Origin of the sequence: Actinomycetospora termitidis, from assembly GCF_030286555.1 — a bacterium.
In the GTDB taxonomy this organism is placed as follows: Bacteria; Actinomycetota; Actinomycetes; order Mycobacteriales; family Pseudonocardiaceae; genus Actinomycetospora; species Actinomycetospora termitidis.
Genome location: NZ_JASVWF010000013.1, coordinates 1 through 19,624 on the forward strand (window position 1 = coordinate 1; position 19,624 = coordinate 19,624).

Genomic DNA, 19,624 nt, shown 5'->3' on the forward strand with positions numbered 1-19,624 from the left:
CGAAGCCGAGCCGCCACCGCCCACAGCGCCGTCACCACCGCGCCCGGGTAACCCGAGACGGCGCAAGCCCGGGGACAGCACTCCGATCCAACTGACCGTCACCGTCGACTACGACACCCTGCGCGACCAACTCGCCGACCGCAGCAAGGCACTGGCCCTGCTCGGCGACGCCACCTGGATCCGCCCCGAAACCGTGCGGCAGTTGGCCTGTGACGCCGAGATCATCCCGATCGTCCTCGGATCGAAGGGCGAGGTCCTCGACGTCGGCCGCAAGTCCCGCACCCCACCGGCCGGGCTCCGCCGCGCCATCTGGGCCCGCGACCGGCACTGCGCCTTCCCCGGCTGCCGCCGAAGAGCCCGCCACTCCCAGATCCACCACATTCAGCACTGGGGCCACGACGGCGACACCGAGCTCGACAACCTCGTGTGCCTGTGCATCTACCACCACGGGCTGGTGCACCGATCGGGCTGGCAGATCGTGATGGACCAACGGCTGCCCTGGTTCATCCCCCCGAAATGGCTCGACCCCACCCAGACCCCCCGCCACAACCGACCCTGGACTCTCGCGGCGGCGTGACTACTGGGCGACGTCCTTGGTCGTGAAGTTGGCCCAGGCGGCGAGCATCAGGATCACGACGTATGCGGCCTGGACGATCACTCCGGCGCGGATGTCACGCAGGAAGATCGGGTCGCGGAAGAAGTCGATCCAGGCCAGCCAGTAGCGGGTGGGCAGGTACGGGGTGACCGACGCGGCCGCGTCCAGGGTGACCAGGACCTGGGACGAGATGAGAGCGGCGAGGGCCCCGAGGGTGGCGCCCAACGAGGAGGCGGTGACCGTGGACAGGAACAGCGCGATCGCCCCGACGCCGAGCATGGAGATCGTGATGTAGGCCATCGCCCCGAGCAGGCGCAGGGCGAGGTCGGCCGGGGAGAGGGGGTCACCGGACAGCGAGGCGACCGAGTCGGCGGCGCGCTCCCGGGCCTCGGTCGGGTCGAGCTGCGAGGCCGCGCCGGGCGCCGCCCCGACGGGGGCATCCGAGCCCTGGTCGGCCGCGCTCGCCGAGCCGCCGCCGGACGGCGCAGGTGCCGGTGCAGCGGCGTTCGCCGAGCCCCCGCCCGATCCCCCGCCCGAGGAGCCACTCGACGACCCGCCACCGCCCGGACCCGAGATCTGCGGGATCGCGTTCACGACGGCCACCGGGTCGCCCGCGCCGAAGAGCGTCACCCCGGTCACGTACGAGCTCCCGGCGACGGCCGCCACGGTGGCGACGACGAAGACCACGATCGACACGAGCTTGGCGACCAGCAGACGGGTCCGGCCCACCGGCCGCACGAGCAGGTAGCGCAGCGTTCCCGCGCCCGACTCCCCCGCCACCGCGTCACCGGCGACCACCGCCACCGCCACGGGCAGGAAGATCGGCAGCACGAGCGCCAGGGCGGCCGCCGGGTACAGGGAACCCGACTCGAGCACCGCGGACAGGAACGCCGCGCCCTGCCCGGGGCTGGGCGCGATGCGGGTGGACGCCAGGAAGATCGCCACGATGACGGGCAGCAGGCACAGCAGCCCGATCGTCACCCAGGTCCGCGGCCGACGGAACAGCTTGCGCAGCTCGACGACGATCATGCGCGGTCGCTCCCCGGCCCGGTGATCCGCACGACGACGTCCTCGAGGCTGACCGTCTCGGGCTCCAGGGAGTCGATCGGGATGCCGGCGCCGACGAGGTGCCGCGCCAGCCCGGAGGCGCCGTCCCCGTGCGCCGGGACGATCACCAACCCGCCGTCGGGAACCCGGTCGACCAGCGCCGAGCCGAGGACGGCGGCTGCCCGGTCCGGGTCGGGGGTCCGGAGCAGCACCCGACCGGTGACGTGGCGGACGGCGTCGAGCGGCTTCTCCAGGACGAGCCGGCCCCGGTCGACCACCCCGACCGTCGTGCAGAGGGCCTCGATCTCGGCGAGCAGGTGGCTGGAGAGGAAGACCGTCGTGCCCTCCTCGTTGAGCTCGATGAGCAGCTCGCGGATCTCGCGGATGCCGTGCGGGTCGAGGCCGTTGGTGGGTTCGTCGAGGATCAGCAGGTCGGGCTGCGAGAGCAGCGCACCGGCCAGCCCGAGGCGCTGGCGCATCCCGAGCGAGTAGGTGCGCACGGGTCGACGGTCGACCCCGCCGAGCCCGACCCGCTCCATCGCCTCCCCCACCCGCTGCCGACGGCCGGCGCGCGGACCAGGACCGGAGGCGTCGAGCAGATCGAGGTTGGCGCGCCCGGAGAGGTGCCCGTACGCGGCCGGTCCCTCCACCATCGCGCCGATCCGCGGCAGGACCTGCTGGACCTCCTTCGGCACCTCGTGGCCCAGCACCCGGATCTCGCCGCGGGTGGCGAACACCAGGCCCAGCAGCATCCGCACCATGGTCGTCTTGCCGGAGCCGTTCGGGCCGAGGAAGCCGTAGCGGTCGCCGCGGGCGACGTGCAGGTCGACGTCGTCCACGGCCGCGCGGGCGCCGTAGCGCTTCGTCAGCCCGCGGGTCTCGATGACCAGCGGCGTGTCCACCGGCGGTCCCGGGAGAGGGCGCGCCCGCTGGACGGGCACGGCGTCGCTCGGGGTGCGGACGCCGGTGCCGACGGTCGAGCTCCGCGGCGCTTCGTCTCGGGTCGAGCGACGGGCCTCGGTCACGGAGCTCCTGCCTGGTCGTCGGCGATGTCGGCCACCGCCCGGTCGAGCACGTCGTCGGTCACGAGGCCACCGACCGCCCACGCGCGATCGCCCACGCGGACGACGGCGAGGCGGAGCAGCGGCGACTCCAACGCCCCGGCCGAGGCGTTCGCGACCCGGCCGAGTGCGTTCTGCGGCGGGGTCACCGTGATCGACCGGCCCGCCGACCCGGCGTCGTCGATGTTCTGCAGCAGCGAGGTGGCGAGATCGGCAGGGAGTGGCACCACGATGAGCTGCGCGAGCGTGGTGCCGTACTTGCCGATCGCCCCGAACCCGCGCTGCGGCGGCACCCGCTCGATCCCGTCCACGCTCGCCGGCACGGCCTGCGGGTTGCCCCGCCCGAGCACACCGAACAGGTCGGAGGTGGGGCTGCGCGTGACGCCGACGCCGGGCGCGGCCTGCACGGTGAGCAGCGCCGGGTCCGGCGCCTCCTGGTCGAGCTCGAGGAAGGCGCTCCGGACGACGGGTGCGTCGGCCACGGTGCCGCTCGCGTTCTTCGTCCGGAGTTCCACCGCGAGCGGGAGCCCGCTCGCCGGGTCGGCCCACACGTCGAGGGCGCCCACGGTGGTGCGCGGGTCGGCCACGGGCACGGAGAAGCCGGCGGCGTCCACGCCGGCCACCCGTCGCGACGGCAGGGCGGACACGGGATCGTCGGGAAGGGTCCCGGAGAGCAACCGCCGGGCGAGCTGCGGGGGCAGCAGGTCGTCCGGGCGCGGGAGCCGCACGATCGGGTCACGGCGCACGGAGGTCAGCAGCTGCGCGCCGTAGTCCCAGACGACCTGCCCGGTCGGCGTCGTGTACCGGCTGCGCTCCCCGCCGGGGTAGAGCTGGTCGACGCGCACCGAGTCCGGCGCCGCGTACCAGGCGCGCAGTCGCGAGGTGCCCGACAGCAGCGTCGTGACGTCGGAGAACTGCGCGACGTCGGGCAGGTTCAGGCCCCCGGAGGCCTCGGCGTACCCGCTCCACGGCAGGTTCCCCGAGGCGGCGACGCGGTCACGGAGCTCGGCCGGGGCGACCTCGACGGCCGGGGACGCGGGCCACGCGGCGACGACGGCCGGGACGGCGATGACCACCGCGGCGACGAGCGCCACGATCGACCACCGCCGCAGCCGGACGGCATGCACCGGCGGCGACACGTCACGGACGACGGGCCCTGCTCCGCTCTCCCGCACCCACGCTCCGTCCCAACGACCACCCACTCCCCCACGAGACTGCCAGGCGTGGGGCGGGGACGCCGTGAACCGGTCAGACGGACTCCAGCTCCCGCTTCGTCGCCCGGGTGCGGATCAGGCTGGCGACGGTGGTCAGGGCGAGGACGCCGACGATGACCGAGAGGGACAGCTCGATCCCGATCAGCGGCACGGGGACCGGTCGGCCGCCGTTGATGAACGGGACGGTGTTCGAGTGCAGGGCTTCGAGGACGAGCTTCACGCCGATGAAGGCGAGGATCACGCCGAGTCCGTACTGCAGGTAGACCAGCCGGGAGAGTAGCCCGCCGAGCAGGAAGTACAGCTGACGGAGGCCCAGCAGGGCGAAGGCGTTGGCGGTGAAGACGATGTAGGGGTCCTTGGTGAGCCCGAAGATCGCCGGGATGGAGTCCAGGGCGAAGAGCAGGTCGGTGAGCCCGATGGCGATCATCACCATGAGCATCGGGGTGATCATCCGGCGGCCGGCGTGGCGGACGGTGAGCCGGGCGTCGTGGTAGTCGTCGGTCACCGGCACCACGCGGCGCACGAGCCGGAGCAGGAGGTTCTCGCGGAACTCGTCGTCGCCGTCGTCGCTCTCGAGGCAGACCTTGATCGCGGTGACCACCAGGAAGGCGCCGAAGAGGTAGAAGACCCAGGAGAAGCGGGTGATGACCGCGGCGCCGGCGAGGATGAATCCGCCGCGCATGACCAGGGCGATGACGATGCCGACGAGCAGGACGCGGTGCTGGAAGGCCTTGGGGACGGCGAACGCGGTCATGATCAACAGGAACACGAACAGGTTGTCCACCGACAGCGAGTACTCGGTGACGTAGCCCGCGATGAAGGCGGTGGCCTTCGGCTGCCCGCCGAACACGAGCAGCGCGGCGGCGAACAGGACCGCGAGGCCGACGTAGATCGCGACCCCGCGCCCGGCCTGGCGCATCGTGACCTCGGCCGGCTTCCGGCCGGCCCACAGGTCGATCGCGAGGACGACGAGCAGCCCGGCGATCGTCAGGGCCCATATCCAGAACGGCTCGCCCTCGGGGGGCGCCAGCGGCCCCGGCGCAGCAGCAGAGATCAACACAGCAGTCCTCCGGTGGGACGGTCGACACCACACCGGAGGTCTCTCCCGCGCCCGACCCGCACGGGGTCGGCGCACCGAGCGCCCCGGACATCTTTCCGCTGTCGTGCTGACGAGGCGCCCGCAGGCGATCCGGGGATACTCCCCTCCACTGACGGACTATTCCACCAGCCGTCCTCAGCGTTCACGAGGGGTGTCACACAGTTCACTCTCAGGTGGGCATGCCGTGCTCCGCACGCCGACATCACGGCCGCCACCTAGGGTTCCGGTGGTGATCCGCCTGCTCGTCCTGCCCCTCGTCGTGCTGCTGGGGGTGCTGCTCGCCGCTCCCGCGCAGGCCGTGCCGGCGCAGGACGACGGTGCCGGGGCGACGCGCACGCAGGACCTGCGGATCGCGGTCCGTGACGGTCCGGCCCGCGACCAGCCGCAGTCCCTCGACGCGACCCTCTTCCTGCCCGCCCGCACGCCGGCCCCGGCCGTGCTGCTGGCCCACGGCTTCGGGGCGGACAAGCGCTCGGTCGCCGGCGAGGCGCGCAGCCTGGCCGCCCGCGGCTACGTCGTGCTGGCGTGGTCGGCCCGCGGGTTCGGGCAGAGCACGGGGCAGATCGCGCTGAACAACCCGGACTACGAGGTCGCGGACGCCCAACAGCTCGTCGACTGGCTCGCGCAGCGCCCGGAGGTGACGCTCGACGGGCCGGGCGACGCGCGGGTGGGCGTCATGGGCGGCTCCTACGGCGGGGCGCTGGCGCTGCTCCTCGCGGCGTACGACCGCCGCGTCGACGTCGCCGTGCCGATGATCACCTGGAACGACCTCGGGCAGGCGCTGTTCCCGAACGCCGCGAGCCCCGCTCCGGTCACCCCGGTGACGCCCGCGGTCGGCGCGAACGCCGCCGACGGGGTGTTCAAGCGGTCGTGGGCGTCGCTGTTCTTCGGCATCGGTTCCCGGACGACGGCAGCCGGGCAGGCCCCCGACGTGTGCGGGCGTTTCCTGCCCGAAATCTGCGCGGGCTACGTCGAGGCCGTCCGGACGGGCCGGGAGCCGGCCGCCCTCGCCGCGTACCTGGCCCGGTCCTCCCCCGCGTCCGTCGCCGGCCGCATCCAGGCGCCGACCCTGCTCGTGCAGGGTGAGAACGACACGCTCTTCGGTCTCGACCAGGCCGACGCGAACGCCCGGGCGATCGCCGCCGGCGGCGGCACCGTGGCCGTCGCCTGGTTCAACGGCGGTCACGACGGCGGGTCCCCGGACGGCCGCACCAACGCCCGGATCTCGGGCTGGCTCGACCACTACCTGCTCGGCACGACGGCGGGTGGCGCGGCCACCACCGCTCCCCCGACGACGTTCACCTACGCCCTGCCTTCCGGCGTGCGCAGCCGCTCGGCGCCGACCCAGCGCATCGTCACGGCGCCGTCCTACCCCGGTCTGGTCGCGCCCGGCGAGACGCCCGACCCGGCCCCGCGCACCGAGCTCGCCCTGTCCGGAGAGGCCCAGTCGGTCGTCGCCCCGGCGGGTGGGGTCCCGGGCTCGGTGTCGTCGATCCCCGGGCTCTCGGGGCTGGCCGCCGGCGGCTCGGGTGGCGGCTCGGGTGACGACTCCGATGACGACGACGGCGGGTCCGGCCAGGGCGGCGGTGGCCAGGGCGGTGGCGGCGGAGGAGGAGCGAGCGCCCTGCTCGGCCGGCTCGCGACCGACCTGCCCGGCCAGGCCGCGACGTTCCGCACGGCCCCGCTCGCGGAGCGCACCGTCGTCTCCGGGTCTCCGCAGGTGCGGGTCTCGGTCGCGGCGACCGGCTCGACCGCGCCCGGAGCACCCGCCCCGACGTCGGGGCCGGTGCTGTTCGGCAAGGTCTACGACGTCACGCCGGGGCAGAACGGCTCACCGGAGACCCGGACACTGCTGGGCAACGCGGTGGCCCCGGTGCGCCTGCCCGTCCTGCCGCCCGGCGGGGCGGCCACGACGGTCACGGTGACGCTCCCGGCCGTCGTCGCGACCGTGCAGGCCGGGCACCGCCTGGAGGTGGCGCTCGCGACCACCGACCAGGGCTTCGCCTCGCCCGCCGACCCCGCCGTCTACCGGGTGGCGCTCGCGTCGCCGGCCCTGTCGGTCCCGGACGTGCCGGGGTCGCAGACCGGCGGGTCGACCGTGCCGCTCGGGCCGATCATCGCGATCGGGGTGCTGCTGGTCGGTGTCGTCGTGGCGGTGGTGGTCGGGCGGATCGTGGCCGCACGCCGTCGGCGGCGCGACCTCGAACCGGGCGGTGACCTCGCGGTCGATCCCGAGCTCGTCGACGTCCCGCTGGTGGTCCGCGGGGTCGCGAAGCGGTACCGCAACGGGTTCATGGCGGTCCGGGACGTGTCGTTCCGGGTGGAGCGCGGGCAGGTCCTCGGGCTGCTCGGGCCGAACGGTGCCGGCAAGACCACGACGCTGCGCATGCTGATGGGCCTGCTCCGCCCGACGTCGGGTGAGCTGCGGGTCTTCGGGGTGCGGGTGACGCCGGGTGCGCCCGTGCTCGGGCGGATCGGCTCGTTCGTCGAGGGCCCGGGCTTCCTGCCGCACCTGTCGGGGCGCTCGAACCTGGAGCTGTACTGGGCGGCTACCGGGCGTCCGCTCGGCGAGGCCCGGATGGACGAGGCCCTGGAGATCGCGGGGCTCGGGACGGCCGTCGACCGCGTCGTCCGGACGTACTCGCAGGGCATGCGCCAGCGGCTCGCGATCGCGCAGGCGATGCTGGGGCTGCCCGACCTGCTGGTGCTCGACGAGCCGACGAACGGCCTCGACCCGCCCCAGATTCACGCGATGCGCGAGGTGCTGAAGGACTACGCCGCCTCGGGCGGCCGCACCGTGCTGGTGTCCAGCCACCTGCTCGCCGAGGTCGAGCAGACGTGCGACCACGTCGTCGTGATGCACCGCGGCGAGGTGGTGGCGAGCGGTGAGGTGGCCGAGCTGGTCGCGGGCGGGCAGGTCGCGGTGGCGGTCGGTGGCGATGCGGGCGACCGCGACCGGGCCGTCGTGGTGCTCCGCGACGCCGGGTTCGCGGCGGAGTCCGACCCGGAGCGCGAGGACGTGGTGATCGCGGAGAGCGGCAGCACCGAGGGCGAGCGGGCGACCGTGGTGCGGACGTTGGTGGAGGCGGGGATCGCCGTCGTCGGGGTGGGTCCGAGGCGCCGCCTTGAGGACGCATTTCTCGCGCTGATCGGAGAGGACGGGCGATGACGGAGCTGGCCGACCGGCGGCTCGGGCCGCGCCGGGAATCGTCGGGAAGGACCCTGCCGGTCCGGATCGAGCTGCTCCGCCAGCTCCGACGGCGGCGCACGCAGATCACGCTGGCGCTGTTCGCGCTGCTGCCGGTGATCCTGTGGATCGCGTTCTCGGTGGGGAACTCGTCCTCGCCGGGGCAGGCGGGCCTGTCGCTGACCGACCTCGCGCAGACCTCCGGCCCGAACTTCGTGGTGTTCGCCCTGTTCTCGTCGGCGAGCTTCCTGTTCGTGGTGGTCGTGGCGCTGTTCTTCGGCGACACGGTGGCGAGCGAGGCGTCGTGGTCGTCGTTGCGCTACCTGCTCGCGATCCCGGTGCCGCGGGTGCGGCTGCTACGGCAGAAGGTGATCGTCGCGAGCCTGCTCTCGGCGGTCGTGATCGGCGTGCTGCCGCTGGTGGCGCTGGCGCTGGGGACGCTGGTCTACGGCGACGGCGCGTTCGCCTCGCCGACCGGCGAGACGCTGCCCTACGGCGCCGGGGTGCTCCGCCTGGCGCTCGCGGTGGTCTACATCGCGCTGCAGCTCACGTGGGTCGCGGGCGTCGCGACGCTGCTGTCGGTGGCCACGGACGCGCCGCTCGGCGCGGTCGGCGGGGCGGTGCTGGTGTCGATCCTGTCCCAGATCCTCGACACCGTGGACGCCCTGGGCTCGATCCGTCAGGTGCTGCCGACGCACTACGCGTTCGCGTGGACCGACCTGCTCACCGCCGACGTCGACGGCACGGACATGGCCCGCGGGGTCCTCGCGGCCTTCGTCTGGGCGACGGCGTTCGGAGCCACCGCCGTGTGGTGGTTCCGGCGCAAGGACATCACGAGCTAGGACTTGCGACGGAGGCCGTGGATCAGCTTCCGCGTGACCCGGGGCTCCTCGGAGTCCGACGGGGCGGCGGGGGTGGGTCCCTCGTCCGCGGGGTCCGGCGCGTAGACGACCGGGGCGGGCATCGGCGCCGGCTCCTCCGTGGTGCCGTCGTCCGGGACCGGCGAGGGCGGCGCCGCCACGGTGAGGACCGGGGCGAACGAGCTGCGCGGGCCCGGGGCGGCGGGTGGCTCGGGCTGGTGCTCCGGGGCGGCCGGTTCGGGGAGCCTCAGCTCGACGGTGGTCGCCACCTCCGAGGGGTCGGCGGCCGGCTCCTGGACGACGACCGGGGTGGCGACCCGCGCCGTGAGCGTGACGTGGACCTTCCCCGCCGCTCGAGGCGGGGACGGAAGCGGCGCCGGTGCCAGCACGACCGTCGGAGCAGGCGGCTCGGGCGACGCCTCGGGGCCGGGAGGCGCCTCGCGCGGTGTCGGGATCCGGGTCGCGAGGGGAGCCAGGGGGCCGTCCAGCCCCGCGAGGGCAGCCTTCGACCAGGCGAGACTCCCCTGCTCGCGGTTCACACGCAGGCCCACCCACACCGACTCCGGGTGACCGGGACCGGCGAGCACCAGGCGTGACAGGTGGAAGGCGGCCGGAGTCGTCGAGACGACGTCCTCGAGCTCACGGCGCCCCGTCCGGGAGGCGGCGGCGTGGGCCCGCTCGAGCAGCGCGTCGGCCGAGCCCTCCGGCCCGCCCCACTCGCCCAGGACGTGCTGCCCCGAGACGTCGACCACCGCGACGTGCTCGGCACCGGGGAGACCCGCCAGCACCTCGACGTAGCGCTCGGCCGAGCCGGTCGTGTCCTCGCGCGGCGTCTCCTCCGCGGCCGGTGTCGCCTGTGCCACCACGTCGCACCTCGTCACTGTCGGAGTCCCCGGGCTCTCGGCACGGCAGGCCGCCCTGACGGGTGACGGTGCCGAGTGCATCATCGTCTGCCGTTGCCGTTTCGTGACGGTCCGACGGCAGTGACCCGGTCCACTCGGTGATCGACCTCGCCACAGTGGCGGCGATGCGTGAGAACGTCCGGGGAGAGGGTCGAGCGGGCCGATGCTGTCGGTGCCTCGGGGTACCGTCACCGCGTGGTCGCCACCGAGAGCCTGCACGACGAGCCGGAGCCTGACCTCCAGGCCCTCGCTCCGGGGGCAGCGCCCGAGGTCATCCGCGAGTACCTCCTGCCCGCCGACCGCGAACGGTTCGACGCAGCACTGAGCGACGCTCGTGCCGGCGGCGGCGAGGATCGCATCTGGAACTGTGTCGAACGCTGGCGCGGGATCGCGGTACTCCAGGCCGACCGCCGGCGGTTCCGACGCCTGGCGCGGCAGATCGCCGAACGCACCACCGGCGTCGCCTCGCCCGACGACGAGCCGCTCGAGGTGACCCGGGCCAAGGCCCACATCTGAGGCTCGAGGTGTACGAGCTCGAGGAGCATCTCCCCCACGTCGCCGCTCAGATCGACGACCTACCCCGCCGCGTCTGGCACGACTACGAGGCAGCCCTCGTCTTCGTCCTTACCCGACCCTTCGACGCCGACCTGATCGACGTCGACGCGCCCGGCTACTCGGCACGCCTAGCACCTTCGGGCTCGGACGGGGCCAGATCGTCTACCGCCTCCACGCCGACACCCAGCGCATCGAGCTCGACGACGTCTCCTTCATCCGGCTCGACGGCGACCGCTCGTAGATCCGATAGCGACCTCATCGCCCACCCTCAGGTAGCGCGATAAATGGCGCTATCGCTCCACCTCAAACAAGACCCAACCCCCGTGGACGCTGTCGCGGACTGTCCGCCCCACACCACAGGAACCCGTCGCGGCCGCGAGTCTGGCTCCCGTCCCGTGCCGTGCCGCGATGGTCCTGTGAAGAACCCCAGAGCTCGACCTCGTTCATCAGGTACCCCTCGCACCGCCTGCCCGCTGGGCCGAGGCTGTCAGGGGTGCTTGCTACTTTCGGCTGGCGTCGCAACAGAGCTATCGCCGGTGGGGGTAGAAGATGATCGAGGTACGACCGTGGGCGGAGCGCTCCAACACGATCTCTATCATTCCGGGGAAGAAGGGCGAGCGTCGCGAGTCTCTGCTTGACATTGCTAAGCAACTTCCCCGCCAGGCCGGCGAGTTGATTCGCGTCCGCCGCGCTTCTGGCCCTGATCAAGAGGTACCGATTGAGAAGATCACGCAGGACCAACTCTCGCGGGGTGGTTTGACCAGGCGCGACACTAACGGGATGTGGACGCTCTCAGAGGTGGTTCAGAGTTGGCTTGACGACCCAGCCTCTGACGACCTGGCGGAGCATCTCCACGCGAACACGAAGTTCTTCGGCGAGCTTCTCGAAGCCATCGAACGGATGCACTCAAAAGCCGAGTTCTTATCCTTGGCAGCTGAATTCGGGTTACATTGGACTAGCACAACGCAACTTTATGCCCGGATCAATTGGATGGAGCTTCTAGGTCTGGTTGAGCGATGGGAGGCGTACAAATTTGTCCTGACCGATCGCGGCAATAGGTTCTTAGATCGCATCGACATCACTTCTGCCGACGTCGCTATGGGACAAGCCGCCGGCACGGTCACCGCCACGCAAGATATTGCCGCCCCAAGCGACAACGTAGCGGAACTCTTGGCAACGCTCGGCAAAGTTGAACTACAGCAGCGGAAAGTCTTGATCGGCTACATCCCACGAGGACGGAAAGCCCCCGACCGCGAGTCGGATGCAGCGTCTCAATCACCACTCGAAGCGATCCGGACATTAATTGACCTACTAGGCGAACGGTCACGCGCAGACCTCTTCTACAGAAAATGCATAGACCAACTTGGGATGAAGAAGGCGTCGGCATCTCAGACTTTACAGACTCTCCGTCAAATGCGAGTTGTCGAGTCTGTAGCCTTTAATGAGTTCGGACCGATCAGTGAGGTGCTAGAGCTGGCCCAACCCGGCAACGAAGTCGACTTTCTGAGATACCTACACACCCGGTACCGCTTCGTCGGCGAGCTCCTCGCAGAGATCGAACAGCCAACTCCAGTTAACGAGATAGTGCGTGTAGCAAAAACCACCTACGCCCTACCTCAGATCGACAACGCCGATGTGCGCACTCGACTCGGCTTCATGTTGGACGCGGAACTCGTGGAAAGAATCGACTGGACTCGCTATCGTGCATCTGCGCTTGGCCAGGCCGTCGCTGCCCAGTTACCCCTCGAATCTCCTCCAACTTATGACCAGACTACGGACGAGGTGGAGCGCACCGAGCCCACTACTCCCGCAACCGTAGTTCGAAACGACTTCGATCAAGTAGTAGCTGATCTGTTTGGGTTCTCCCATCGGAGCGACGCCAGCCGCGACTTCGAGATCGCTATCGCGCGCGCATTCGAGTTCTTCGGCTTTGCGAGCAGGCATCTTGGCGGGAGTGGTCGGACCGACGTTGTCCTTGACGCCTTGCTACCTGAGAAAGATCGCTATCGCGTGATCGTCGATGCGAAGTCATCGGCGAGCGGGATCATCTCAGACAACCACGTTAAGTTTGATGCCCTGAAGGATCATCAGCGTGCGAGCAGGGCCGACTTCGGCTTGATTGTGGGACCAGATTTCGCCGATCGAGTACGAGTTTGGTCTGCATCGAACAATTTCACACTGCTTACTGTCGAGGATCTCACAGGCCTAATGCGTCGACACATCAGGAATCCACTCACCCTTGGCGAACTTCGCATCTTGTTCGAGCGCTCCGGAGACGACCTTGCCGATATTGAAGAACGTTACTCGGCCGCCGAGCGAACCTCTGCCCTCATCTTTAAGCTGATCGACCTCCTTTATGTGGAGGCCGTTGAAGAGGACCCCCTGATGGATGGGTACATGAGCCTCGAGAACATCAACTTCGCACTGAGGAAAGAGATGAGTCCCCGACCTCCTTCGGAGGAAGTCGAGGAGTGCCTTGAGTTTCTCGCCCATGAACTAGTGCGAGGAACCATAAAGGACGGGAAGAAGTACAAGCTGGCTGACGCCCCCTTGAACATCAAGCGGAGACTCAGCGGGTTGGGCGCGTCTCTCCAACGCGTTGCGGCCACGGAGCGGACGTGAGAGAACAGCACTACTTAATTCTCAATGCCTGCGGCAAAGCAGGAATCGCGGTTGTGTTCGATTCAGACTCGATCTCAGCCAACACTACTAGCGCGGTAATCGGAGTTATGGCGGCATCGGGCGCTGCGAGTCGTCTGCCCTCCGACCCGCTTGAGTAGGGCGACAGTGGCCGGCCCCTCGCCCCCAAAGCCAGCCAGAGCTGTTCCAGCCCATTCGAGCCGCAGCCCTCACCTGGGCGTGCGGCTCGTTCTCCTTCGTCCGGACGGACCACGCGGACGCTGCCGTTGTTGCAGGGCTGTTGCCACGTGACTGCGGTCTAGCTCCAGCCCGCGTGCGACCGCCCACAAGCTGAGTTCGCGTCGTTCGCCGCGGCAGATTAGCCAAGTTCGGAGGGTCGTCATGCTCTAGCAGGGTGCCGTCGCTCAGAAGCGATGGCAATCGAACGCGCGTGCAGGGCACGCGTCTCAACCCGAAAACGCTCCTGGACCCCGAGCGTCTTAGAAGTCTGACCGCCGGTGCTGGATCATCTCGACGGCCTTACGGTAGGCCCGCTGGTCGCGCGACGGGACGGTCCGCATCTCGCCGGCGTTGACCGCTGCGGCGATCTCATGGGCTTCTTCATAGGTCATCTCGTCTTGAGCCTGAACCTGGGCCGCGCCGTACTGATTCGATAGACGCCGACTTCCACCCATCATCATCCGAAGGAAAAGGAATATGGCGCCCACGCTGAGAATAATTTCTAGCAGGATCATCAACAGCATTACAGCGATCGACGGATGACCTGCCGCGAGCACCACAGTCTGCATGGCCCCGGTCGTCGCTGGCGTCGCAAGAGTTGTTACGCCTCGACCGGCCGGTGTGTGGAACAGCGGGCATAGAGACGCCCCGAATCGTGACGCTCGCAGCCTTTTCGGGTGCTTCCCGCCTTCTCGTGCCCTTAGGTGACGTTTCGGTACCCCCACAAGACGCGGCAGGCGCATGTCCATGGTGGGTGCGGCCGGATCGCCTCGAGCGACGCCTCGACCGCCTCAGGTGAGCAGCGCCAGCACGCTGAGAGCACGTTGAGTGCGACGGTGCGGGCAGTGCGCCGGTCGGTGGCCTTCCAGACCTCCGCAGAACCGCCCGAGCCGATGAGCTCCTGCAGGGCGAAAGGCCCCACCTCCTCGAGCACCTGCGCCACCATCGCCCGCCCCCTGAACCGCCGCCACGATCCGTGCCGCGCTATAGAACCCCACACCCCGTACGTCCAGGAAGCGAAGATCCTGCGTCGACTGGACCGTGCGGACGAGATGCCCGGGTACGAGCAGCGGATCAATCGCTAGGGCTCCGGTCGTCGCCAGTAGATCCGGCGGGTCAGCTGCTTGCGTGTGTGCCGGGCCGAAGGACTTCCTCCAGGACCTCGCGCACCGTGGCGTAGGAGTTCTGCCAGATGCTGTTCACGAACCGCTCGGCGCCGTCCGCCTCGGCGCCCTTGCTCGCGTAGGCCGCTTCCTTGGCGCTGGCGTACTTCACGGCAGCCTCGATGCGCGCCTCGAGGTCAGGGTGGGCGGTGCTTGAATCCGAAGTCATCCCTAGATCCTCTCAAACCGGACTAACGGCTCGATATGGGCCTGCGGTCGCGAACCGCGTCGCGTCAGTTGCCGAGTAGGTAGAGGTAGCGTGGGCAGTACGCGCCGATGGCCGCGCCGAGGATCTCGCCTGCCTGGTTGCGGGTCCAACTGCCGCTGCCCTGGATGCTGGAGAGAACCCTCTGCGGGGTCATGCCACCGTCCATCGACTCGCACCCGTGACGAGCGGAGACGGTGGCATCGGCCTCGTTCGCGAACTGAATCCCGCTCTTGCGGAGCGTCTCGAGGAAGACCCGGTCCTGCAGTGGTTGGCCCGCCGAGCTCTCGCCGGCGCTCGCCGAGTGCGTCGGGGCCGAGCTCGTGGTGGCCGAGGGCGCGGCGACGGTCGTGGAGTCGGTGGGCATCGTCTCTACGGTCACCCATGTGTTCAAGAGCAGGATGGGCACGGCGATCACGCCGAGGATCAGCCCGGCGACGGCCCGCCCCCGACGCCCTGTCGTCGGAGCCCGCTGCAGGCCCAGGGCTGCGAGCACGATCCCTACGATGGCCGCGGGCCACCCGATCAGCCCGACGACCGGGATGCAGGCGAGCACTGCGCCGGTGAGCCCGCAGATGAACCCAGCGAGGGCAAGGGTGTTGCGGGGCTGGGCCCAACCACCGGGCGGCTGCGGAGGAATCCAAGACGGCGGCCCGGGTACGGGTTGGAAGGTCATGCCTCGTGATCGGATCTAGCTGTCTGCTGTTACCGATTCGCGTCATTGGTCCCGATCGATGCGGCGACTGTCGTAGCGAACAGGTCCACGCAGGCCAGTGTCGAGCCGTGGCGCGGTCGGGCCTCCTCGCGGCGGCACGAGCCTGTAGGGGAGGAGGCGTTGAGCTCGTCAGACCGGGTGCGGGCGCCGCTGGAAGACGTCGCTCCGCTGGCGCGCGAGGCTGTCGTACCCCCGCGCTAGCGTGCAGGAGCATGACGAGCGCTTCGGACTACGATGAGGCTGCCTTCACTCTCCGCCCCGTCGGCGCCTTCCTCGAGGGCAACGCCACTGACCTGGAGGCCCTCGCTGAGCTGACTAAGGGTGCCGAGCACTACGTCGAGCAGGCCACGATCGACGGTGCAACGACGTGGGTGCTGCGCAGTCCTCGCATCGAGCAGCTCTGGGACAAGCCGGGCCGGATGCATCTGGAGGCGCAACAGGTCGTGCGGACCGTGAACGGCATCGCGCTGGCCGAGCGGGCCTCCTTTCGCAAGGTGGCCGTTACGGGGCGCTACAGCGGCCCAGGCAACACCATGAACGTGGTGTCGGTCGAGTGCGCGATCGTCAGCGAGTCGGCCTTCGTCGTCGGGGTCGGCGCGCCGAGCCCACCGCCACCCCCGGCGCGAGCGTACTTCGAGGCGATCAATCGCAACCCCGTGCTGCGTCAGGTGCTCGATCTGCTCGCGCGGGACGATGAACTGTCACCAGCGTCGATGTGGAAGATTTTCGAGTTGATTCGGCGGGAGGTGACCGGCCTATACGACCGGCGCGCGGCCCAGCGTGAGTTCCTGCGGCAGGGATGGTTCAGCTCGGAGGAGAACAAGAACTTCGCCGACGTGGTCAACGACCAGCACCGCAGCGGCGACGACGCCAGGCACGCCGCACACCAGCGCACCGAGGGGACGGCGACCATCGAGGACGCCCGCATCCTGCTACGCCGCCTCGTCCGGGACTGGCAAGCGTCACTGTGAGCGCGCGGGCCCGAACCGCCACGGGCTCCCGGGCGCCCGGCGGAAAAGTCCCGATGGAAGCGATCGCCTGGCCTCGTGGGCGTGGCGGCTCGAAGCCGGTCAATCGCCTGCTCACCTCACCATCGGTCGCGCTTGCGTCCAGAGCTGCGGGCGAGGAACACCACGAGGGCGACCAGCGCGATCAGCACGAAAACGATCAGCCACTCGCTCACCGGGAGCTCAGCGCCATGACCACGATCCACAGCACGAAGGCGGCGATCGAGAGGATCGACCAAAGCCGCACCCAGAACGCGATCGAGTCCGCGGCCTTCGCGATCTCGAGGAGCCTCCTCTCGGAGTAGCTCGACGGTCCGACCGGCTTCATCGTCTCGTTGCTCATTTGGAGCCCTTCTCGCACGCGAATGTCGACGAGGTATCGCCGTTCGGCGCCGTCCGTTACGTCTGTAGAGAGAGGTTCGCGGGTCCGCCCGTATCGATGGGCGCCTCGGTCTCGCGGCTCAATCACGCGCCCTGGCTGTCACTCGTTCGAGTGGTGCGAGCTAACGGGCCGCGGCGTGCCTCCGAACCCGTTACCGAGACGACCGGGATCTTCGAGGGGGATCAGCATGGGACGACACGCGGCCGCGGAGCCCTACGACAGCGCACCCGGCCAGGCGATGGCTGCCGTCGGTGCTGCTCCGCTCGGCGCTCGGCGAATGACAGCGGCGCCGACACAAGGCGCCCGCACGACCCCGCCCCTGAGCACCGACGTCCACATCGCGGCGCTCATCCTGGGCATCGTCTCCTTCGCGGCCGTCGTCATCGGTACGGTCCAGGCGCTCACCTCGCGGACGGCACCCGCGTTCTACCTCTTGATCGCCACCGGCCTCGCCTTCTTCCTCCTCATCCTGTTCAACACCCCGGCGGCCAGGCTGGGGCGCGCCGAGGCGGCGGCGGACAAGGAGGAGCGGCAGCGGGCCGCTCAGCGCGCATTCCTCGCGCAGCTCGAGCGGAACTACCGCATGGAGGTCGAGCTCGGGTGGCGGCCGGCCACGGGCTACGACGTCGCCACCGAAGCGTGTCGGTTCTCCAGCGGCGGAGCCTTCAACGGTCTGCCGCGACCGGCGATCTGGTCGTACTCCGACGGACTGGGCGGCGCGCCGATCCGCACTCCGGGCGGAGCCGTTGGTGTCCTGAACCGTCGCTACGGCCCCCTCACCCCGGTCCAGTGGGCCGGAGTGGCCGCGGTCGCCGCATGGGGGCTCGAGCATCACCACCGCCGCTGAGCGGACGGTCGCTGCGCACGAGATCAGTCCCGCGACGCAGAGGTGTTCCGACCGGCGGGCCGTCACCTTGGCGAAGGCTGGCATGGACCACGCCACGCGAGCGTTCACGGCTCAGGGAGCGGACGAGGACGATCGGCCAGCCGAGGCGCGGTCCTTCTAATCGCCCCCTCTAGTCGTCGTAGACGTCGTGAAGAGCGTCGGCACAACCACCAAGCATCCCGATCTGCGTGTCGGATCCGAGGCTGGTGCCGTTCATTGAGGCGCCCACGCGACAGATGCGCGCTGCACGCTCGATCTCCAGCCCTTCCGCGTGGTACTGCTGGATGGCGCGATAGCCGACTCCGTAGCCGGTCTGCTGCCGAGAGTTCTCTGGCTGAACCGTTCGTACGGCGCTCCGCGGTCGCGAAGCCGGCGACGACCGCAGCCATGAGGCCGAGGACTACCAGCACTCCGCCTGCTCCGAGCGCGACCATCAACACCGGTCGCTGGGTCCAACGCTTCCTCGTCGGAGTCGGCTCCTTGGCCTGTTCTGGGTCCAGCAGCTCGCTCATGCCCCGCCCCATTCTGTGTGATTGCCGTCGTCGGGATCGCATGAGTCGTAGCCTGCCGCAGGCGACCTTCTCAGCGGTCAGGAACCGTAGGGCCTCCCACTCGGCGGACCGGACCTTAGACAGGTAGAGATCCGACTCGCGGTCACTCGGCGCGCTGCCGAGTTCCACACGGCAGCTCGAGCACGAGCGGCGCATAGCCGCCATTTTGGCGAACGTACCGACCCGAGAAGAGTCGGACCGTCGAATGGCTGAGCACGAGCAGCGCATGGCCGAGCATGAGCAGCGTATAGCCGAGCATCGTGCGCGTCGTCGGCAAGTCAGTTCCATCGCGCGGCTTACACAGGCCATGCGTTCAGCAAACGCCGCAATGAAACGCCCACAGCACACCTGGTGAGCCACTCCGACGCCACTGCTTGATCCTGCGCCCCGGATCGTCCGAGGAGTGTGTCTTCGTCACGTCGACCCTGACAGGCCCGACCGACAGCGCCGCCGCCCCCACCGCCTCCGGCTCTCGCCCGAAGCTGTGCGCACACCCCGCAAAGCTGCAGGTCGAGCCGGACGTAGAGAACGCGCGTAACACGCGTTCCCGTGCAGACGAAGCACAGCTGGACGGCGCCGGGGGGTGTCCGCCAGAGCTGAGGGACACAGATGTCAGAGAACATGCCGATGCCACAAGGACCGCTGCCTCGGATCGATCCCGAGCTGCGCCGCGCCAAGCTGGCGCTAGCCGTACAGCAGGAAATTGTCGCCGGCGGACGTGTCGAGTCTCAGACTGAGTTCAGCGCTGTCGTTCGCTTCGAGGCATCCGTCAATCATGTGCTACATCTGCTCCTCACGCTCATTACATTCGGGTTCTGGATCATCGTGTGGATCGCTTTGTCCATCAGCGCGGCATCGCGCAGGAAGACGGTGATGCTTACGGTGGACGAATACGGCCAAGGTGTTCGCCAACCGCTCTAGTTCAGAGCAGCTAACACTGCGGATCAGTCCTTGCTCCGGCCCAGGCAACGCCCGGAAGGAGCGGATCCTTCCGGCTGCCACCAGAGGGCGCAGCACATCGATAGCATGGACTAAGTCTTCGCCTGCCATCAACGCGGATGGTGGCACATGGCCCCGACCCGGATCCTGTTCCGTAGCCCGCCCGACGTCGTGTACCTGCTCAGTTGCCAGCAACCTTGCATCGGTCGGTGCGACGAATACAGAACGCCCGAAGCCGCGACACGCGGCGTTATCGCGGCGTTCGGGAGACTGTTCGCCTCTAGGCGAGCATCGCGGCGACGCCCCGAGACGACCAAGCTGCCCGGCCGGGCCCCGGCAAAGCCGAACACCCCCGCGGGTGGGTGACCCTGCTCAGCGGCTCGCGTTCCGTCCTCCG

At 69.6% G+C, this 19,624-nt stretch carries 18 protein-coding genes; 8 read left to right on the forward strand and 10 right to left on the reverse strand.

Annotation, left to right across the window (positions count from 1 at the left end; genetic code table 11):
* Positions 1-577 (forward strand): HNH endonuclease signature motif containing protein (locus tag QRT03_RS31790; protein WP_286057187.1); only part of this gene is annotated, 577 nt, incomplete at its 5' end.
* On the opposite strand, the gene QRT03_RS31795 is transcribed toward QRT03_RS31790, so the two are convergent.
* The 4 genes from QRT03_RS31795 to QRT03_RS31810 form a co-directional block, all read right to left on the reverse strand.
* Complete coding sequence (locus tag QRT03_RS31795) at positions 578-1,624, reverse strand: ABC transporter permease (RefSeq protein ID WP_286057188.1); 1,047 nt, start codon at positions 1,622-1,624, stop codon at positions 578-580.
* Positions 1,621-2,544: an ABC transporter ATP-binding protein gene (locus QRT03_RS31800; RefSeq protein ID WP_286057189.1), complete on the reverse strand. Its 924-nt coding sequence runs from the start codon at positions 2,542-2,544 to the stop codon at positions 1,621-1,623. The genes QRT03_RS31795 and QRT03_RS31800 overlap by 4 nt, the downstream gene beginning before the upstream one ends.
* Before the next feature lie 119 nt (positions 2,545-2,663).
* The gene (locus tag QRT03_RS31805) at positions 2,664-3,878 is read right to left on the reverse strand and encodes a hypothetical protein (protein WP_286057190.1); all 1,215 of its coding nucleotides are present in this window, start codon (positions 3,876-3,878) and stop codon (positions 2,664-2,666) included.
* A gap of 73 nt (positions 3,879-3,951) precedes the next feature.
* Positions 3,952-4,974 carry a TerC/Alx family metal homeostasis membrane protein gene (locus QRT03_RS31810; protein WP_286057191.1) on the reverse strand — a complete coding sequence of 341 codons (1,023 nt, stop codon included), beginning with the start codon at positions 4,972-4,974 and terminating at the stop codon, positions 3,952-3,954.
* A gap of 268 nt (positions 4,975-5,242) precedes the next feature.
* On the opposite strand from QRT03_RS31810, the gene QRT03_RS31815 reads away from it, so the two are divergent.
* Together QRT03_RS31815 and QRT03_RS31820 are read left to right on the forward strand one after the other, a co-directional pair.
* Positions 5,243-8,185, forward strand: coding sequence for an alpha/beta fold hydrolase (locus tag QRT03_RS31815; protein WP_286057192.1), 2,943 nt, complete (start codon positions 5,243-5,245; stop codon positions 8,183-8,185).
* Entirely contained in the window at positions 8,182-9,045 is an 864-nt protein-coding gene (locus QRT03_RS31820) for an ABC transporter permease (protein WP_286057193.1), read from the forward strand. The genes QRT03_RS31815 and QRT03_RS31820 overlap by 4 nt, the downstream gene beginning before the upstream one ends.
* On the opposite strand, the gene QRT03_RS31825 is transcribed toward QRT03_RS31820, so the two are convergent.
* Entirely contained in the window at positions 9,042-9,926 is an 885-nt protein-coding gene (locus QRT03_RS31825; RefSeq protein WP_286057194.1) for a hypothetical protein, read from the reverse strand. The two genes, QRT03_RS31820 and QRT03_RS31825, sit on opposite strands and share 4 nt — an antisense overlap.
* Before the next feature lie 234 nt (positions 9,927-10,160).
* Here QRT03_RS31825 and QRT03_RS31830 point away from each other — a divergent pair, with 234 nt between their 5' ends.
* Positions 10,161-10,481: a DUF6247 family protein gene (locus QRT03_RS31830; protein ID WP_286057195.1), complete on the forward strand. Its 321-nt coding sequence runs from the start codon at positions 10,161-10,163 to the stop codon at positions 10,479-10,481.
* Positions 10,482-11,069: 588 nt separating this feature from the next.
* Positions 11,070-13,142, forward strand: coding sequence for a PDDEXK family nuclease (locus QRT03_RS31835; RefSeq protein ID WP_286057196.1), 2,073 nt, complete (start codon positions 11,070-11,072; stop codon positions 13,140-13,142).
* A gap of 497 nt (positions 13,143-13,639) precedes the next feature.
* Here the strand turns inward: QRT03_RS31835 and QRT03_RS31840 are convergent, their stop codons facing one another.
* The 3 genes from QRT03_RS31840 to QRT03_RS31850 all read right to left on the reverse strand — a co-directional run bounded on the left by QRT03_RS31840 (position 13,640) and on the right by QRT03_RS31850 (position 15,243).
* Positions 13,640-13,948 carry a hypothetical protein gene (locus tag QRT03_RS31840; protein ID WP_286057197.1) on the reverse strand — a complete coding sequence of 103 codons (309 nt, stop codon included), beginning with the start codon at positions 13,946-13,948 and terminating at the stop codon, positions 13,640-13,642.
* Positions 13,949-14,495: 547 nt separating this feature from the next.
* Entirely contained in the window at positions 14,496-14,654 is a 159-nt protein-coding gene (locus tag QRT03_RS31845; protein ID WP_286057198.1) for a hypothetical protein, read from the reverse strand.
* A 121-nt stretch (positions 14,655-14,775) separates the two neighbouring features.
* Positions 14,776-15,243: a DUF732 domain-containing protein gene (locus QRT03_RS31850; protein WP_286057199.1), complete on the reverse strand. Its 468-nt coding sequence runs from the start codon at positions 15,241-15,243 to the stop codon at positions 14,776-14,778.
* Between the two features lie 431 nt (positions 15,244-15,674).
* Between QRT03_RS31850 and QRT03_RS31855 the strand changes: the two genes are divergently transcribed.
* Complete coding sequence (locus QRT03_RS31855) at positions 15,675-16,433, forward strand: hypothetical protein (protein WP_286057200.1); 759 nt, start codon at positions 15,675-15,677, stop codon at positions 16,431-16,433.
* A 208-nt stretch (positions 16,434-16,641) separates the two neighbouring features.
* Here the strand turns inward: QRT03_RS31855 and QRT03_RS31860 are convergent, their stop codons facing one another.
* The gene (locus QRT03_RS31860; RefSeq protein WP_286057201.1) at positions 16,642-16,812 is read right to left on the reverse strand and encodes a hypothetical protein; all 171 of its coding nucleotides are present in this window, start codon (positions 16,810-16,812) and stop codon (positions 16,642-16,644) included.
* 226 nt (positions 16,813-17,038) lie between these two features.
* Here QRT03_RS31860 and QRT03_RS31865 point away from each other — a divergent pair, with 226 nt between their 5' ends.
* Complete coding sequence (locus QRT03_RS31865; RefSeq protein ID WP_286057202.1) at positions 17,039-17,698, forward strand: hypothetical protein; 660 nt, start codon at positions 17,039-17,041, stop codon at positions 17,696-17,698.
* Between the two features lie 693 nt (positions 17,699-18,391).
* Here QRT03_RS31865 and QRT03_RS31870 read toward each other — a convergent pair.
* Positions 18,392-18,565: a hypothetical protein gene (locus tag QRT03_RS31870; protein WP_286057203.1), complete on the reverse strand. Its 174-nt coding sequence runs from the start codon at positions 18,563-18,565 to the stop codon at positions 18,392-18,394.
* Positions 18,566-18,897: 332 nt separating this feature from the next.
* On the opposite strand from QRT03_RS31870, the gene QRT03_RS31875 reads away from it, so the two are divergent.
* Entirely contained in the window at positions 18,898-19,209 is a 312-nt protein-coding gene (locus QRT03_RS31875; RefSeq protein WP_286057204.1) for a hypothetical protein, read from the forward strand.
* Positions 19,210-19,624 lie beyond the last annotated feature (415 nt).

Excerpts from the sequence above, each read along its gene's own strand:
- QRT03_RS31840 (WP_286057197.1), bottom strand. The coding sequence starts at position 13,948 with ATGCAGACTGTGGTGCTCGCGGCAGGTCATCCGTCGATCGCTGTAATG.
- QRT03_RS31820 (WP_286057193.1), top strand. The coding sequence starts at position 8,182 with ATGACGGAGCTGGCCGACCGGCGGCTCGGGCCGCGCCGGGAATCGTCG.
- QRT03_RS31860 (WP_286057201.1), bottom strand. The coding sequence starts at position 16,812 with ATGAGCAACGAGACGATGAAGCCGGTCGGACCGTCGAGCTACTCCGAG.
- QRT03_RS31855 (WP_286057200.1), top strand. The coding sequence starts at position 15,675 with ATGACGAGCGCTTCGGACTACGATGAGGCTGCCTTCACTCTCCGCCCC.
- QRT03_RS31795 (WP_286057188.1), bottom strand. The coding sequence starts at position 1,624 with ATGATCGTCGTCGAGCTGCGCAAGCTGTTCCGTCGGCCGCGGACCTGG.
- QRT03_RS31865 (WP_286057202.1), top strand. The coding sequence starts at position 17,039 with ATGGGACGACACGCGGCCGCGGAGCCCTACGACAGCGCACCCGGCCAG.
- QRT03_RS31875 (WP_286057204.1), top strand. The coding sequence starts at position 18,898 with ATGTCAGAGAACATGCCGATGCCACAAGGACCGCTGCCTCGGATCGAT.
- QRT03_RS31835 (WP_286057196.1), top strand. The coding sequence starts at position 11,070 with ATGATCGAGGTACGACCGTGGGCGGAGCGCTCCAACACGATCTCTATC.